18 protein-coding genes are annotated in these 15,546 nt (G+C 44.0%); 9 read left to right on the top strand and 9 right to left on the bottom strand.

The features are described 5' to 3' along the window. Positions 1–10: 10 nt before the first annotated feature. Positions 11–1,597, bottom strand: coding sequence for a hypothetical protein (locus GBV73_RS04480; RefSeq protein WP_152879613.1), 1,587 nt, complete (start codon positions 1,595–1,597; stop codon positions 11–13). 69 nt (positions 1,598–1,666) lie between these two features. Between GBV73_RS04480 and GBV73_RS04485 the strand changes: the two genes are divergently transcribed. Continuing rightward, on the top strand, positions 1,667–2,137 hold the full coding sequence (locus GBV73_RS04485) for a dual specificity protein phosphatase family protein (RefSeq protein WP_152879642.1): 471 nt from the start codon (positions 1,667–1,669) through the stop codon (positions 2,135–2,137). Between the two features lie 14 nt (positions 2,138–2,151). Here the strand turns inward: GBV73_RS04485 and GBV73_RS04490 are convergent, their stop codons facing one another. Beyond that, positions 2,152–2,718 (bottom strand): nitroreductase family protein, encoded by a 567-nt coding sequence (locus GBV73_RS04490; protein ID WP_152879615.1) that lies wholly within the window; start codon positions 2,716–2,718, stop codon positions 2,152–2,154. Positions 2,719–2,785: 67 nt separating this feature from the next. Between GBV73_RS04490 and GBV73_RS04495 the strand changes: the two genes are divergently transcribed. Continuing rightward, on the top strand, positions 2,786–3,634 hold the full coding sequence (locus GBV73_RS04495) for a hypothetical protein (protein WP_253910295.1): 849 nt from the start codon (positions 2,786–2,788) through the stop codon (positions 3,632–3,634). Here GBV73_RS04495 and GBV73_RS04500 read toward each other — a convergent pair. Further along, a complete protein-coding gene (locus tag GBV73_RS04500; RefSeq protein ID WP_152879646.1) occupies positions 3,625–4,371 on the bottom strand; it encodes an MBL fold metallo-hydrolase in 747 nt (248 codons plus the stop codon). The genes GBV73_RS04495 and GBV73_RS04500 overlap by 10 nt on opposite strands. A gap of 83 nt (positions 4,372–4,454) precedes the next feature. Between GBV73_RS04500 and GBV73_RS04505 the strand changes: the two genes are divergently transcribed. The 3 genes from GBV73_RS04505 (at position 4,455) to GBV73_RS04515 (ending at position 6,382) form a co-directional block, all read left to right on the top strand. After that, positions 4,455–4,946, top strand: a complete 492-nt coding sequence (locus GBV73_RS04505) for a Mut7-C RNAse domain-containing protein (RefSeq protein WP_042700474.1) — start codon at positions 4,455–4,457, stop codon at positions 4,944–4,946. Positions 4,947–4,994: 48 nt separating this feature from the next. Continuing rightward, positions 4,995–5,687, top strand: a complete 693-nt coding sequence (locus GBV73_RS04510; protein ID WP_152879617.1) for a 6-hydroxymethylpterin diphosphokinase MptE-like protein — start codon at positions 4,995–4,997, stop codon at positions 5,685–5,687. Between the two features lie 116 nt (positions 5,688–5,803). Next, a complete protein-coding gene (locus GBV73_RS04515) occupies positions 5,804–6,382 on the top strand; it encodes a hypothetical protein (RefSeq protein WP_152879620.1) in 579 nt (192 codons plus the stop codon). A 12-nt stretch (positions 6,383–6,394) separates the two neighbouring features. Here the strand turns inward: GBV73_RS04515 and GBV73_RS04520 are convergent, their stop codons facing one another. Continuing rightward, positions 6,395–8,299: a S9 family peptidase gene (locus GBV73_RS04520; RefSeq protein WP_152879622.1), complete on the bottom strand. Its 1,905-nt coding sequence runs from the start codon at positions 8,297–8,299 to the stop codon at positions 6,395–6,397. 65 nt (positions 8,300–8,364) lie between these two features. On the opposite strand from GBV73_RS04520, the gene GBV73_RS04525 reads away from it, so the two are divergent. After that, the gene (locus GBV73_RS04525) at positions 8,365–8,676 is read left to right on the top strand and encodes a hypothetical protein (RefSeq protein WP_042698058.1); all 312 of its coding nucleotides are present in this window, start codon (positions 8,365–8,367) and stop codon (positions 8,674–8,676) included. Here GBV73_RS04525 and GBV73_RS04530 read toward each other — a convergent pair. After that, entirely contained in the window at positions 8,659–9,303 is a 645-nt protein-coding gene (locus GBV73_RS04530; RefSeq protein WP_152879624.1) for a serine/threonine protein kinase, read from the bottom strand. The two genes, GBV73_RS04525 and GBV73_RS04530, sit on opposite strands and share 18 nt — an antisense overlap. Positions 9,304–9,356: 53 nt before the next feature. Between GBV73_RS04530 and GBV73_RS11140 the strand changes: the two genes are divergently transcribed. Both GBV73_RS11140 and GBV73_RS04535 read left to right on the top strand, forming a co-directional pair. Then, positions 9,357–9,518 (top strand): hypothetical protein, encoded by a 162-nt coding sequence (locus GBV73_RS11140; RefSeq protein WP_172967198.1) that lies wholly within the window; start codon positions 9,357–9,359, stop codon positions 9,516–9,518. 85 nt (positions 9,519–9,603) lie between these two features. Beyond that, the gene (locus tag GBV73_RS04535; RefSeq protein WP_042698038.1) at positions 9,604–9,831 is read left to right on the top strand and encodes an Lrp/AsnC family transcriptional regulator; all 228 of its coding nucleotides are present in this window, start codon (positions 9,604–9,606) and stop codon (positions 9,829–9,831) included. A gap of 67 nt (positions 9,832–9,898) precedes the next feature. Here GBV73_RS04535 and GBV73_RS04540 read toward each other — a convergent pair whose 3' ends face one another. The 4 genes from GBV73_RS04540 to GBV73_RS04555 form a co-directional block, all read right to left on the bottom strand. After that, the gene (locus GBV73_RS04540; protein ID WP_152879626.1) at positions 9,899–10,585 is read right to left on the bottom strand and encodes a TIGR00153 family protein; all 687 of its coding nucleotides are present in this window, start codon (positions 10,583–10,585) and stop codon (positions 9,899–9,901) included. Positions 10,586–10,590: 5 nt separating this feature from the next. Beyond that, on the bottom strand, positions 10,591–11,817 hold the full coding sequence (locus tag GBV73_RS04545; RefSeq protein ID WP_371717010.1) for an inorganic phosphate transporter: 1,227 nt from the start codon (positions 11,815–11,817) through the stop codon (positions 10,591–10,593). 106 nt (positions 11,818–11,923) lie between these two features. Then, entirely contained in the window at positions 11,924–13,516 is a 1,593-nt protein-coding gene (locus GBV73_RS04550) for a metallophosphoesterase (protein ID WP_152879628.1), read from the bottom strand. A 22-nt stretch (positions 13,517–13,538) separates the two neighbouring features. Further along, positions 13,539–14,054, bottom strand: a complete 516-nt coding sequence (locus tag GBV73_RS04555) for a hypothetical protein (RefSeq protein ID WP_152879630.1) — start codon at positions 14,052–14,054, stop codon at positions 13,539–13,541. A 176-nt stretch (positions 14,055–14,230) separates the two neighbouring features. Between GBV73_RS04555 and GBV73_RS04560 the strand changes: the two genes are divergently transcribed. Next, on the top strand, positions 14,231–15,373 hold the full coding sequence (locus tag GBV73_RS04560) for a DEAD/DEAH box helicase (protein WP_152879632.1): 1,143 nt from the start codon (positions 14,231–14,233) through the stop codon (positions 15,371–15,373). Positions 15,374–15,546 lie beyond the last annotated feature (173 nt).

Consider the following 15,546-nt stretch of genomic DNA (forward strand, 5'->3'; position numbering starts at 1 on the left):
CCTCTCATCCCTATCTTTTTTCAATCTCTACAACCCTTCCTTCACTTATTTTTATAGTTATGCTGTCTCCTTCTCTTAGCTCGAGCACTTTAAGGATAAGCTCATCACTCAGTTGATCTGCACTTAAATAGAGGGCTCTGTTATCAACAATTAGTATCCAATGAGTGTTTCCGTTTTTGATGTAGGAGTAGACTCCTTTAACAATCCCGCTGATCTCTTCAACTTTGGCCCCTACCTGTCCATACAAAAGAAATGTTCTGACGTCATTTTCGTTTTCGAAAATCTTTACTTCCTTGGTCTCTGCGTTTACGAAGGCTATTTTTGCCACACCAGAGCCAGTTCCGGGAATTATTGCAACTCTCCACCAGAGTTCTCCATTTAAGAAAATTGGGATCGGCTCTACGGCCATAAACTGGCTCCAATCAAACGTTGGTAGGGCTTTTTTGACGTAGTCTATAGCTTTTACTGGCCCGGTAAGAGGAGTTTCGAACTTCACCTGGCTCATTTCTCCAGTTTGAGCGTCAATTAAGAATATCGCTGCCAGTCCGTGGGCTCTACCATATGGTTCCACCGCAACCATCCAGTATTCTTTTCCATCGTTGGCAATTACCAAGAAGGGCTGTCTGTTCCCTTGCCCGCTCACGTCTATTATCTCTATCTGGTTTTCGTGGTGGAGCCACAGGTTCTTTATGTTTGATAGAGCGCTTTCCTTCCAGTAGTTTTGAGCGTGGACGATTTTCCTTGTTAGAAGTTCCGGAAAGACTGGGAAATCCTTGAGGCGTTCATCCTTAACGGCCTCTTCGGGGGTTAAATCCTCAACGTTGCCCTCTTCATCGACGATTAAAACCCCTCCCCATTTAGGAACGGTGTAAAAGACGCGGAAGCTGTACGAAATATAGGGAACAACGATGTAAATCTTGTCCTCGTAATAAAGTGCCCGTGGGATGTCAAGGTCTATTAGATAGTGCTTTTTGTAGAGGTTCCATTCAAGGTTGTCAAAAATCTGCATTCCCGGACCGATTTGGAGTTCGTTTTCAATTCTTTCCATTCTTGCTTGGGTGGTGTTCATGTCAACGAAGAGAACACCCTTGTCTTTGAGCCTTATTGCATTCCATGCTCCGTCAGGGATTATAAAGAATCCCCATACTGGAGTCCCATTTCGGACGGTTAGATGAGACCAGCCCAAAGTATATCGGGCATATTCTATTGTATCGACTGCATAACGGTATGCGGTAAGTTTGGGGAGAATTCTTATTTTGCTGCTTGAAAGATCCAATTCATTTGAAACTTGAGTGGGGTGATATTCTTTGTAAAGGGCAGTGTTTGAAAGAGCACCGCTGAGTATTGAGATGACAACCAGGGATAGAATCACTAATGCGAAGATGCCTCCCATCAGGCTGTTTCTTTTTGCAGGCCCTTCAACGAGTTTTTTCTTGGTATCGTATATCAAAATGGCTAATAGCACAACAAAGAGGTATATTACCGTTGGATTTCTGTAAAAACTCATAACAATTCCGTGAAACCATGGCCTGAAGAACCATAAAACCAGACCAAATACCAAGAAGGATAGAAAAACTCCAATGAACTCTCTTCTCATTTTTCTCACCTTAACTAAATGTCAGCGTAAGAGTTTATAACACTATCTGAATCTTAAGGGGTGGTTGAAATGGTGTATCCAAAGTTCGTTGACGATAAAGTGGCTTTTTCACCTATGCCTCACCCAGAAGACATCCCAAAACTTGCTGAAGAGTTTGATGCTGTGGTTGTCCTTACATACGAATACGAGCTGTATTACGACTTGGAGGAGCTCACCAAAAGAGGTGTCGAAGTCCTTCATGTACCAATTGAAGACTTTACCGCGCCTTCTCTGGAGGAGCTGCTTGAGATTGTTGAGTGGATTTACAAAAGAGCTAATGAGGGCAAAAAAGTTTTAGTTCACTGCCTTGGCGGGAGCGGACGAAGCGGAACCGTGGCAACTGCTTATCTAATGTATGCTCATGGACTCCCTTTAAGGGACGCTCTCGCAAAGGTGCGCTCCCTCAAGCCTTCCGCCGTTGAGACTGAAGAGCAGATGAAAGTGCTGAAGGAGCTGGAGGAATATCTAAGGAAGTCAAGATTTTTGAACAAAAAAGAATAGGTGGGCTAACAGGTTTATTCAAATTTTTCAAAGCTGATAACATCTTCAAGGGCTTTTCTTTCGTATTTAGGTTTTTCATCGTCAGGATAACCTATAGGCAGTATTGTCTGGAGTTTGTAGTGTTTGGGAGCATTTACGAGCTCTTCAATCTCTTTGGGATTTGGAGGGGTGTATGTTACTGTTCCCAATCCTTCTTCCTCGAGAGCCAGAAGAAGATAGCCAACTGCAAGCCATGTGGACTGAACTGCAAAAGGTGCTCTAACATCGGTAAACACTAAAATTAAATATGGAGCATCGCTCAAGAACGGCTTCTCCCATGTAAACCCCTTCTCCTGTAACCATTCACCGAGTTTTCCTTTCATCTTCTCGTAGAACTGCCTCTCCCCTTTCTCACAAATCTCCCGAACTTGTTTTTTCATTTCAATGCTCTCAATGATAACGAAGTGCCACGGCTGGGCATTCATTCCGGAGGGAGCCTCTTTTGCTGCTTCCAGAGCTCTTAAGAGCTTCTCTGTAGGTGGTTTTTTATTTTTGAATTTTCTCACGGTTCTTCTCCTTTTGGCAAGTTCAAGGACATTCATTGGGGTCACCGATAGAACTGTGCCGCTGTCCAAAAGAGTTTTACGGTCTAACTCGAAGAACATAATGATGAAGCCAAAGTATTTTGCACTCATTATGCTGCTCCTAATGCTGATAATCCTTGCAACTGAGAAACAGGGTAGGGATGGGTCCAACTCTTTAGAGCTCAATGTTACATCCCTTCGCTATTTCCTCGAATCCCAATACGTACCTGAGGCAGGACTTCTCAGGGCTGCCGTTAAGAGCTATCCGGACAATGAAACGATTTACATTGCAAACGATAATCTGCTCGCATCCCGGGCTTTGGTAGCGTTAAATTCATCCCTCGGTGAGAGAATTCTCCGGAATCTTGAAGCTAACTACTCAGGTGGATGGAATGGGAAGGTTGATGTTCTTTTTGGAAGGCGGATAACCGGGGTTTATTGCTCTAAAATACTTTTCATCAACAGAACATATTCTAGAAAGTTTGGGGCAGAGTTCGAGATAAAGTACGAGCTCACAGACACTTCCTGCCCTATGGATGACTGGAGAGAATATGCCGACCTATCAGTTTACATGGCCTTGAACAAGATACTTTCGGGAAAAAGGCAAGAGGCTGTTGAGGTTTATGAGGGCCTTTTGTCACTTTGGGATGGAAAAGGCTTCCGCGACAAGGCATTTGACGGCACCTATCAAACATATAAATGTGCTCTCTTTGCATATCTCCACAGGGCTCTTGACAGGCCGGAACAGGGAAAAGCTGTTTATACCTCATGTCAAAGAATTGTTTCACAGCTTCAAATGGAGAACGGCGGGATTTCGACGGGATATAAGTTTGAAGGGGAGAAGATAGTTCCGGTTGGGGATACCAATACCGAAACTACGAGCTTCGTTGTTCTGGCATTTCTTTCTGAGCTGCCGGAGAAGTATCACACATAGAAGAGCATCCCATCGTAGGCAACAAGAACCTTCCCTCCGTATTTCTTTCTCACATACTCATCCAGCATCAAAAACGGAAGGTTCTTGTGAGATATATGGCTTAAAAACGTTCTTTCTGCCAGCTTAAGTCCAATTTGGGCACCTTCATCCACGTTATTGTGATAAGGGTCGTCTATACCCGGAGGGTATGTGGCATCAACAATCGCTAAGCGAAGATTTTTCTTTTCCAGTAATTCAAACGTCTCCTCAGGAAGCCCCTTGGTATCATAAAGAACAGCCACACTCTTGTCATCTTCTTCTATCAGGTAGCCGAAGGTCTCCACCTGATGGTTGAGCTTTAAAGCGGTGATTTTGAGAGAATCGACTTTTAGGACATCATTGGGTTTGATGAACTTCACATCAATGTTCTTGGGATCGTTAACCATGAGCCAGTCCGCATCTCCTTTTGGGGCATAAAGGGCTGTTCTTTTTGCAATCCACCGGAGTTTATACAGGCCGTAGATGTGGTCATGGTGCCAGTGGGTTAGGAGTATCGCTTCAAGAGGAACGTGCAGTAAATCCCTGATATCCGTCCCAACGTCTATAAGGACTGCTTTTTTGTTCTTGGTAACTATGGCAAGTGTGGATGGCTTTCTCTGAGCAAAACCAAACTTGCGGGCTTCATCACATGTCTGGCAGGTGCATAGGTGAGCCGGAATTCCTTCACTGCCCCCTGTGCCGATGAAGTACACTATCATTTGAGCCACCCGCTTTAGAAGTGATTGATAGGTTATAAGATTTTTCCAAAAGAAATTTATTGTTTCACTCCAAAGTAGCGTTGATGGGAGGAAAAAACACAAAGTTTATCGCCGACATGATGCTCGGAAGGCTGGCGAGATGGCTTAGGTTGTACGGTTACGACACTCTCTATGGCATAAAGGACGATGAGGAAATATTAAAGATTGCCAGAGAAGAGGGCAGGATAGTTTTAACGAGGGACGAAGAGCTTGTAACGAGATGTAAGAATGCAATTCTCATAAAATCCAACAAGTTCGAAGAGCAGGTAAAGCAGCTCATGGAGCTGGGCTTTGAGTTTGACGAACTGTTTCCGGAAAATGCTCGATGCCCAAAATGTAATGGGCTAATAAAAAGGGTTGAAAAAGAAGAAATCAAGGGGAAAGTGCCAGAAGGCGTTTATAAGGACTACGATGAATTTTACGTATGCACTCAATGCGGTCAAATCTACTGGCCGGGAAGGCAGTGGAGAGAGATGGTAAAAATAGATAGGAAGCTAAAAAGCCTAGCTGAAGAAAACGGCTCAGAGCAAGTATAATGACTTTATGACAAAACCTCTATAAAGCGAAATGCCATAGATAAGCACATGAAATGGTCGGAGTGGGAGCAGTTTTACATTCGGATTCTCCAAAAAATGGGTTATGACAGGGAGAAGGACCGTGAAGCCGCACTCCTATTGAGAAAGCTTTTGCTGGAGAACAAAAACTACATTCTGGCTGAAGACCTCAAAGAAAGAATTGGGGAGAGAGTTTATGTTTTCGGGGCCGGGCCAGGATTGGAGAATATACTTGGGAAAGAAAAATTTGGAGGAACCTTAATAGCCGCGGATGGAGCAACCTCCGCCCTTCTGGAGCAAGACATAGTCCCGGACGTTATTGTCACTGACTTGGATGGGAGATTTGAAGACATAAAGAGGGCAAACGAGCTCGGGACTTACGTTGCTGTCCACGCCCACGGGGACAACATGGACAAGCTTAGAGCTCATGTGCCAGCGCTAAAGAACGTTTTGGGGACATGTCAAACAGAGCCACTGGACATTGTTCACAACTTTGGCGGCTTTACTGACGGTGATAGGGCTGTTTTTCTTGCGGAAGAGCTTGGGGCGAGAGAGGTTATTCTTGTTGGCTTTGATTTTGGGGAAATCGTTGGAAAATGGAGCAAGCCATATCTGAAGGAGCACACTCCAATATGGGAAACCAAAAAGAAAAAGTTCGAAATAGCACAGATGCTCCTGGACTGGCTTAAAAAGAACGGGAGAGCAAGGATAGTGGTGCTTTAAGCTCGGTCACTCCCGTATTCATCACAGCTCAGCTGGTCAAAGTTTCCTCATCGTCTAAGAGTCCTATTCTCCAAAAATATTTAAAGGATTACTCATTAAACATATAAGGGCTCAACATGCGAAAAGGGATAATTGTTATTCTAATGGCTATCATGGGAGCTGTAGCTTTTTCTTTTTTACAAGAAAAACCGGAAGGATGGGCTACAGTTGACCATGTGAATTTCTACCTGAAAGACGAGACCACAAATTCTACCTTTTCAGGGACGGTTTTTGCTCAAGTTAAGGGGGACGAAAAGAGAGCCATCCTGGTTGGATGGGTTAACATAACCGAAAAAGATTTTGGAGGTGCCGCGGTTTTTGTTCCCCCGGGCTGGAAGGTGCTGGAGGCATTTACCAGTTACAGCGCTCCTATATCCACAGATCCATCAAATTGGATTGCCGTTCTTGGCAGGGATGGAGGAAGAGAAGGCTACTCAATATGGATAGGACCGGCAGGATACGACCTGGTAGAGTGTGGTCATAATATATGTGGTGGGGGAGCAGGAGGAGTGTTTATAGAGCTAAGACCCACTGAGGATGGAACTAATCTTACCCTAAATCTTGCGGTTGGAAGCAGGGTTATTTCTACATCTCAGGGATCTGTTAAAGCAATCTTCTCGACTTCTTCAAATGTTACTGTTTCATTCAAAAAATAGTGGAAAGAGGACTCAGTTTTCTTTTTTGTCCCCGCAGCCCTTTAGTATTTTCTCGACATCAAAGCCCTCTTCGTACTTCTTGAGTTTTCTTTCGAAGAATTCCATGAAGAGCTTGTAGCGCTTTGCCCTGTGCCTTGGGCTTCCCCTCAAACTGTGCCCATGAGCACCGCGTTTAAAGATTGCAATGTACACTTCCTTACCCAAGTCCTTAAGCACGTGGTAGAACATCACGCTCTGGTCAAGGGGACAGCGGTAATCTTCGAGGGAGTGAATAAGCAAGAGCGGGGCTTTGACATTTTGGGCATAAAATAGCGGACTCAGCTTTTTGTAGTTCTCGTTTTCAAGCGGATTGTCACCTATGACCTCCTTGTCGAACCACAATCCTATGTCCGAGAAGGCATAGCTTGTAAGCCAGTAGCTTATGCCGTTCTCACTTATTCCCGCTTTGAAGAGGTCACTCTGCGTTAAAGCCCAGTTCGTCATGAAGCCGCCGTAACTTATGCCGGTTATTCCAACCCTCTCTTTATCTGCTTGAGGCTCAAGTTTGAAGAACTCCTCCACTCCATTGAGAATGTCCTGGAAGTCTTCCAAGCCCGTTCTCTCGAGAACCCTCAGGGCGAAATCCTCATCGTAGCCGTTGCTCCCTCTCGGGTTAACAAAGACCACGTAATAGCCCTTGTCAGCCATCAATTGCATCTCATACTTGAAGTAATAGCCGTACATTCCCTTGGGCCCGCCGTGGACGAAGACAATTACCGGAGCTTTCTCTCCTTCCTTAATGTCCGGCTTGATGTACCACCCGTCGAGCTCTAAATCAAGGCTCTTGAAGCGGAAGTGTTTTATTGGTCTCGTCTTGAGCTTGGCAAATATTGGACCGTTATAGTCAGTTATCTGCCTCAGCTCTCCATCCCAGAGGTAGAGCTCCCTTAACCTTGTGTCTGTCTCTTTAAGGAGGGCAACTTTTCCGTCTCCGCTTACATCAAAGCCCATTACCCATGAGTTGTCCTCAACTATTGGGGTTAAGGTTTCTCCTTCGAGCTTGTAGAGGCTTACCTTTCCTTCTCTTGCCATGGTAAAGTATAGATTTCCCTTTTCATCGAGTTTTCCCTCTCCGTTGTTATAAACAAACCGCTCCGTCAGAGGCTTAACCTCCTTGCCATCCCAGGTGTAGAGAAAGTTGTGCTCGCTTCTCTTGTTTTTCTTTGGCTTTCCGTAGAGTAGAACTAACTTTCCGTTAGAATCCACAACAGCGTAAGAGACCCCCTCAAACAGCTTTTCACTCTCTCCATCCTTGTAAATATAGATGTCATAGAATTTGAAGAACTGAAGCTTCCCGTCCATCCTGTGGGGGACGTTGTAGATTACCGCATCTCCATGCCATATTGCGGAGGAGAACCTCTCTGCCTCGAACTCTTCAAGAACTTCTTCACTCTCAGTATCAACTATCCAAAATGTTGTCTTTTCACCGTCAAAAAAGCCCCGTGCATCAAACCACACTGGCACATCGTCTTCAAAGACAAAATCCTCGTCGTCTCTTCTTTTGAAGCCGGTTATCAAAATCCTCCTGTCATCTTCATTCCAGCTCACATCAAGGATGTTCTTTGCTTCAAGGACTTTCTTTCCGCTCATTGAGCTTAAGTCGTAAACCCAGACTTCGGAGGTTTTCCTTTCTTCATTTGGTCTTACAATAGCTATTTTCTTTCCACTTGGGGAGAAGCGGGGCATTGATGCGTTTTCGATGAACCTTCTCGCACCTTCCTGGAGCTCCTCAACCACTACAGTGTTTTCATATCTGTTGTCCTTTAAGTTCGCCTTTGTCAGCACGTATGCAATTTTCTTTCCGTCCTTTGATATTCTCGGGTCGCCCAGATAGGCAAACTTAGAAAAGGTGTTTTCATTCCATTCGATCTTATTCATAACGCTATCACCTAAATATAAATTCGTGCCCTAAATTATTTAAAGTTAATCACCAAGTGTGTACCATGAAAGAAGAATATACCGTGCTGGGAATACTTCTAATTGGTCTCGTCGTTTCAATAGTCTCCAAAAGCTACATTGGCGTGGCAATCGCAGCTTTTGGTATCCCCCTCTACCTTGCCTATATCTCCAGAGAGATAAACATCCTCGCTAAATCAAGAATTTTTGACCGGGATTTGTTCTTGATGATCGGCATAACAGTTTTTATAATCCTTCTCTTTGAATACCTCCTCGATCCAAGAATAGGACTCATCATTGCGGCTTTTGTGATCCCTCTGTTAATATTGGCTTGGGACAGATTAAAGGGCAGAAAGTAGCTCTCTGAGCTTTTCAATATTTTTCGTCGTCTTATATTCCCTCAGGGCTTCCCGTAATGAGTTCAAGAAGTCCTGATCCAGCTGAAATTCCTCCCGAACTCTCTTCGAGATAATGTTGTCGTTGAGAAATATCATTGCCATGGCAGAAGTTACGTTTTTCGGCTTTCTGAAGCCTGCTTTTTCAAAATCAATTATCCAGACGGCATCACCGATTAGTATATGCTTTCCCCCCTGTATCTGCCCGTGGTCAACCCCCAGAACGTCGAGCTTGTATGTCTTTTCGAGTATCTCAAGTATATGCTTTTTTTGGGGGGTTGCATAAAGCAGAGGCTCTCCTTCGGCAAACTCTCTAACAAGAAATTCCCTTCCCTCAAAGACACCATAATCCACCAAACGTGGCGTTATCTCTTCTCTCTCAAGAAACTTCAGAATTTCTGCCTCCCTCTTGAAGTTCTTTCTTGGCGAATCTGCTCTTTCAAGCTTTATGATGGCCTTTTTTCCATTTACATGCCCAATAAAGACTAAGCTAGTTGTCCCCTTAGAGTAAAACTCCCGGAGGCTGATTCCTCTTCCCATGAGAAACTTCTTGAGCTTCTCAAGTTCCTCTTGGCTTATCAAGTATTCCATCGCTCTCCCTAGTTAATTAACACTGCTGGGATATTTTAAATCTGGTGGTGTACATGCTCCTTTTCAAACATATTTTTGTGTTTGGGTCAAACCTCGAGCCGGTTGCAGAAGCAGAAGACGGCGAAATAGCATCTTCAAAAAAGACCATAATGCCTAGAGTTCCAAAGGAGTACAGGACTGTAGAGGATGTTCTGAATGTGTTATCCTCAGAGTAGCCGACTTTCCGTTGATTGTCGTTTTTCCTATTTAATGACGATAACCTTAAATACTTAGAAAACCAAATATTATCGGTGATAAGCTATGGTGACGGCGTTTATTTTAATGGTGACGGCCGCTGGGAAGGAAAGGGAAGTTATGGAGAAACTTCTTACCTACCCGGAGGTAAAGGAAGCATATGTAGTTTATGGAGAATACGACCTTATAGTCAAGGTCGAAACCGAAACTCTCAAAGATCTCGACCAATTCATAACAGAAAGAATAAGGAAAATGCCCGAAATACAGATGACTTCAACCATGATAGCCATCTGAAGTTTCTTTCTTCTTACTTTTCTCCAAGAAGCGCGGAAAAATCCAGAAAATAGAAATTAGAAAGGTTTCATTTGTTCATCATGAGTCTTATTCTCTCTGCTGCGTCTTTTGCCTTGTCAGATATATTGCTTATTGTCTTTGCAATGTTGAGGAGGTACATCCCCAATCCCCACTCCATCTTGGCGGAATTCTTGAAAATTATCTCCATGAACCTTGTGTCAAGCTCATCTATCTTGTGCTCAACGCTCTCTATTTCTTTGATTATTTCGTACTCCCTCTCGATTTCTTTCTCACCGAACCCGCTCTCTATAACCCTGTCCATCTGTACTATTGCCTCATAAACGAGTTTTGCCGCTTTGATGCTTTCCTGACTCATGGTCATTATTAAAGTCCGCACTTCATCCTTAATGTCCTCAGGAATATTATTTGGGTCTCTAACTAAAAGCCACTTTGCAGTATTTTCTGCGGCATCGGCGATTTTATCTTGCATTTCAAGATAACCTAAGATGTCTCCCCTGTTAACGGGCATAAACAGCTTTGAACTAAGGCTGTCCCTTATCTCTTCCTTGATTCTATCAGCAAAATCTTCGAGATCATCCACTCTTCTCGCGTATTCCCTCATTTTCTCATATTCTCCTCTATCCCACGCCCCGAGAGCCTTTTCGAGAGTTCCTACAGCCTCTAAAACAACTTCAGCGTGCTTTATCAAAGGCTTAAACGGGCTTTTAGCGAATAATTTTGTCCAGACCTGCATTATTTTCACCCCACAATCATCAGTATCTTAAACACAATGCCCGCAATGATAGCGGCTACGGGCACGGTCACAAACCATGATATTACTATGTCCTTAACGATGTCTTTATTTATTGCTTTTACTCCCCTTGCCAGTCCCACACCTATAACAGCTCCTACAACGGTGTGTGTTGTGGAAATTGGTAGGCCCAACCAGGAGGCTATTAAAACAACTGTTGCAGCGGAAAAGTCTATGCTAAATCCTCTAGTGTTTGTTAGCTCGGTAATCCTCTTGCCAACGGTCTCCATAACTTTGTAACCATAGGTTGCCACACCCACTGCTATTCCCAAACCACCCATCGCTAAAATCCATCTTGGCACCGGAACTTTCATTCCAGCTAACCCCATGGTTGCTACTGCATAGACCGCCGCAACTGGTCCGACTGCATTTGCAACGTCATTTGCACCGTGAGAGAGGGCAACGTAGGCAGAGGTTAGCACTTGAACCTTCCTAAATATTGCCTCAACCCCCCAGTAAGGATCGGTTGCTTTGACGTTCTTTCTCAAAAGTGCAAAGCTGACCAAAAACGCTCCAACTCCTGCTGCAAGGCCGTATCTGCTAACTGCAATGAAGAGAGACTTTCCGTGCATGACCTTTATGTAAAACATCGAACCAATGACGACGAATGCGAGTCCTATCCACACAGGCGCCCATTTTTTGGCACTTTCTATCGGATCTTTTTGCTGGAGTATGGTTTTAGAGACAAGTTTTATGACGACGAATGCAACTATTGCGCCAAATATCGGAGAGAGTATCCAGCTGGCAACTACTTGTGCCATCTCGCCCCAATTCACTATTGAAGTCCCGGCATATACCATACCATAACCAACTATACCTCCTATAATGGAGTGGGTCGTTGACACTGGCAATCCAAACTTTGACGCAAACAGCAACCATAGCGAGGCCGCAAGAAGGGCGGCAATAGAGCCATAAACAATAACATTTGGATCGCTTATTTGAGACGCATCGATTATTCCTTTTCTAACAGTTTCGGTAACGCTTTTTCCGAAGAGGTAAGCACCTGTGAATTCAAGCACACCCGCTATTATAACTGCCTGCTTTGGTGTTATTGCTCCGGCTCCAACGGCTGTGCTCATTGAGTTTGCGGCATCGTTTGCACCTATTGCCCATGCCATAAAAAGACCAACCGCAATTGTGATGAACAACCAGGGATCACTAAGCAGCTCGATCATTTTCATCACCAGAGCGGGCTAAATATGATGTATATAAATACTTTGCCGCAATAGAATATAGCTGAATACAGTGGACTATATAGAATATATAGAAAAAAGAAAAAAATCACTCAACCTTCACGGGCTCTACAGTTATGGTGTCCCCGGCGTTTATTCTTACGTAGTGGTAGAAGCCACCCTCCTCGGGCTTTGCGTATAGTGGTGCTCCTCCTCCGCCAGTTATCACAATCTCCACGCCATCTTTTTCACCGTACCAATAGATGTGGATGTGCCCAAACACTCCAAAGGCGTTGTATTCCTTCATGAGCTCTAAGAGTTTTTTGGCATCTGTTGGATTCATTGCATGGTCTCCCTCAGGTCTAGGATCTATTGGAGGTGTGTGCATAACTATAACAGGTCTTTTGCCTAGGGCTTTGGCTTTTTCAAGCTCTTTCTCAAGCCATGTCCATTGAGCGGATGTTAGCTTGTAGTTGTTCTCAACGTTATTGGCAAAGATGAAGTAATATTTGCCAAGAACAAAGGAATAATCTGTCGGTCCAAAGAATTTATGGTAGACGTTTTTGCCTTCTCCACGGTATTCGTGATTTCCAGGAGCAACAAACACGGGCTTGTTGAACTTCCACTCCTTCAACAGCTCTGCCCACTCTTCGACTTTTCCCGAGTAAACTAAATCTCCAGTGTTGATTATAAAAGCTCCTTTGTCTTTGTTCATGAGGTCTCTTATCTTGAAGAAGGCCTCCGGCTGTTTGGTTCCGCTTCCGGGTCTGTTGTCCCCAAATGCCAGAAAATTAAAGTCCTTTACTTCTCTGGGAGCTATGGAGAAGTCTTCACTCGTGGTAACCTCTATCCAAGTCTCTCCTACCTTAGCCCCGTTTGGATACTCAACGAACTGGGGATTTATGTTCTCAATTACGTAGGTTATCTGAACGCCTTTCGGATCCTTGACCTTAACGCTTACGTTGAATCCAAGTGCTTTTATATGGACTTTTGAGCCGTTTACAAGTCTTATGAAGCCCCCACTTACGGTTATGTTCTCCCCTTTAACAACCCTCCAGCTGTAAATGAATGGTTCTTCCACGTATACCTCCTTTAGAACCCAGTATTCGTCTTCATCTTTTATTCCATCCCAGTCGTTATCTCCTATCACCTTTAGAACTATACCTTCGAAGTCCTCTCTTCTCAAAACAAGGGAGGGGTTCAACGTTCTTCCTTCTTTTAGTTCTTTTGCAAACTCCAAAGCCGCTCCAATTCCGGATTTTCCATTTCCTGTGAAAATAAGCCTATCCTTACCGTTTTCTTTGTATGCAATTACAGCCCCTATTTCCTCACCAACGAATTTGATCCCAGACTTGTAGACCACATATCCAAAATACTCCCTTGGGGTTGTGACAATGGGCTTTCCTCTAAGGAGCTCCCTTGCATCTTCCGGAGATAAGATTGCTATACCACTTTCAAACTCGTTTTTAGTCTTAATTTGAGCATTTGGGAAGTAGTGCTTTGCAAGCTCTTCATATCCCTCGCTTACATAAACTGTTTCAGTGCTGAATATCTCCGCCCATTTTTGGATTATCACTCCCCTGTTGTAGGAGCTAAAGTCGATTCCTTCTTGAGTAGTTGTTGAAGTCGTGGTAGAGGTTTGAGTGCATCCAACTGCAAAAACTAATAGTCCTATAAATAAAATAGGCAACACCTTTCTCATTTGCTCACCACCTATAATTCATCTAATCACCTTTTTTCTTAAATCTCTTTTGAAGAACCGTACTTTTCCTGAGGGCAAAAAACGGACCGATAACAATTAAGAGCGCACTGCCAATACCAATCAACAATGCCGAAAACTGGGAGCGTTTGATTAGATACACCCTTCTAACCACGAGAAGTTTGGCCGGCAAAAGAGAGCTTTGAGAGTTGTCGTAGTATATCTGATATATCCCCTCTTTTGAGGTCTTGAAGTGTAAGTATAAACCTCTCTCATTAATCTCCCTTTCAGAGGCTTTCTCTACAGCGTAAAGGACAACGCTCCTGTTGCCGCATTCTACGGTGGCATTTACTTCAAAAAGAACGCCTTTTGCAAGCTTCCACTCTTCCATAAACACATGGCCGGGCTTTATCGCTATCTCATCCTCCCACTGCTTGTACAGCTCATAGGTTTCTCCAAAGCTCATGCCAATAACTATTAGTAGCCCTCCAAGCAAAAACGGAAACACTAAAGCTTTCCATCCCTTAATCACATTCAGCACCTTTATTGTTCAACACTTTAAGAGTTAAGAACTTTGTCCTTTGCAAACGTTTATAAGGTGGTGAATGTTAGAGAGAATGCAAAGGAAAAAATCCAGTTAGAGCGCGGAACGTTAGAAATCATTCAATAATCCTCTGTTCTGTTCTCTAATGGACGTAAACTTGAGGAGATGTAAACATGAGTTTTGAAAAGTTAGGACTATCAGAAAGCAGTTTAAACGCTATACGGAAAAAAGGCTTTAAAAGGCCAACCGACATTCAACGGGAAGTCATTCCAAGGCTTCTGGAAGGAAATAAAGACATAATCGGGCAATCACAAACCGGTACCGGTAAAACAGCCGCATTTGCCCTTCCCTTAATAGAGCTCATAGAGGAAGACATAAAGGATGTGCAGGCGATCGTGATAACTCCAACAAGAGAGCTTGCAATTCAAGTTGCGGATGAAATAAGGTCGCTGAGAGGAGAAAAGAGAATTTATGTTCTCCCAGTCTATGGAGGCCAGCCTATAGGCCCTCAAATTAAAAGCCTAAGGAAAGGTGTCCACATAGTCGTTGGAACTCCCGGAAGGGTAATAGACCACATAGAGAGAGGCACACTTTCACTTGATGGTGTGAAATACTTCATACTGGATGAGGCAGACAGAATGCTGGACATGGGGTTTATAGAGGACATTGAAAGGATTTTGAGGCATACAAACGAGGAAAAGAGAGTTTTGATGTTTTCTGCTACCATTCCACGGGAGATACTTCGCCTGGCAAGGAGATACTTAAAAGACTACGAGGTCATAAGGATTCAAGAGAAAAGCCTTGCTCCCGAGCAGGTTGAGCAGTACTATCTTGAAGTGCATCCAAGGAACAAGTTCAAGCTTCTGTGCAGGATTCTTGATGACGAAAACTTCTATGGAATCGTGTTCTGCCAGACGAAAAAGGAGACAAGAGAACTTGCAGCCGAGCTTAGGGCTAAAGGATACAAAGCGGAGGCTCTGAATGGCGACATTCCTCAAAAGGGGAGGGAAAGGATTTTGGAGCGCTTTAGAAGGGGCAAGACCAAAGTCCTGGTTGCAACGGACGTTGCGGCCCGAGGGATAGATGTTAAGGATTTAACGCATGTGGTAAACTATTCAGTTCCCCAGAATCCTGAGGCGTATGTTCACAGAATCGGCAGAACCGGAAGGGAAGGCAAGAAAGGAAAAGCTGTAACCTTTGTGGCTCCGTGGGAGTCCCCCAAGCTGAGAGACATAGAAAGAATTGCAAGAGTAAAGCTCAAGGAAATGAGCCATTCTCGGAGACAAAGGAGGGACGTGCTTTTGGGAGCTTCTTGAATTTCCAGATCACGTTCTTCTCATTTTTATATTCTTATTCTGTTGGGGAGTATCGCCAAATTCTTTATTGCTGTAGTGAAATTCCAGCCTAGAGGACTTTTTAGAATGAAAATCCCTAGTAGAAGGGCAAGGTAAAAGGAACCACGAACCTTGATCAAACTTCGCGCAGGCAA

It is taken from the genome of Thermococcus sp. 101 C5, from assembly GCF_009372125.1.
GTDB classification, from domain to species: domain Archaea; phylum Methanobacteriota_B; class Thermococci; order Thermococcales; family Thermococcaceae; genus Thermococcus_A; species Thermococcus_A bergensis.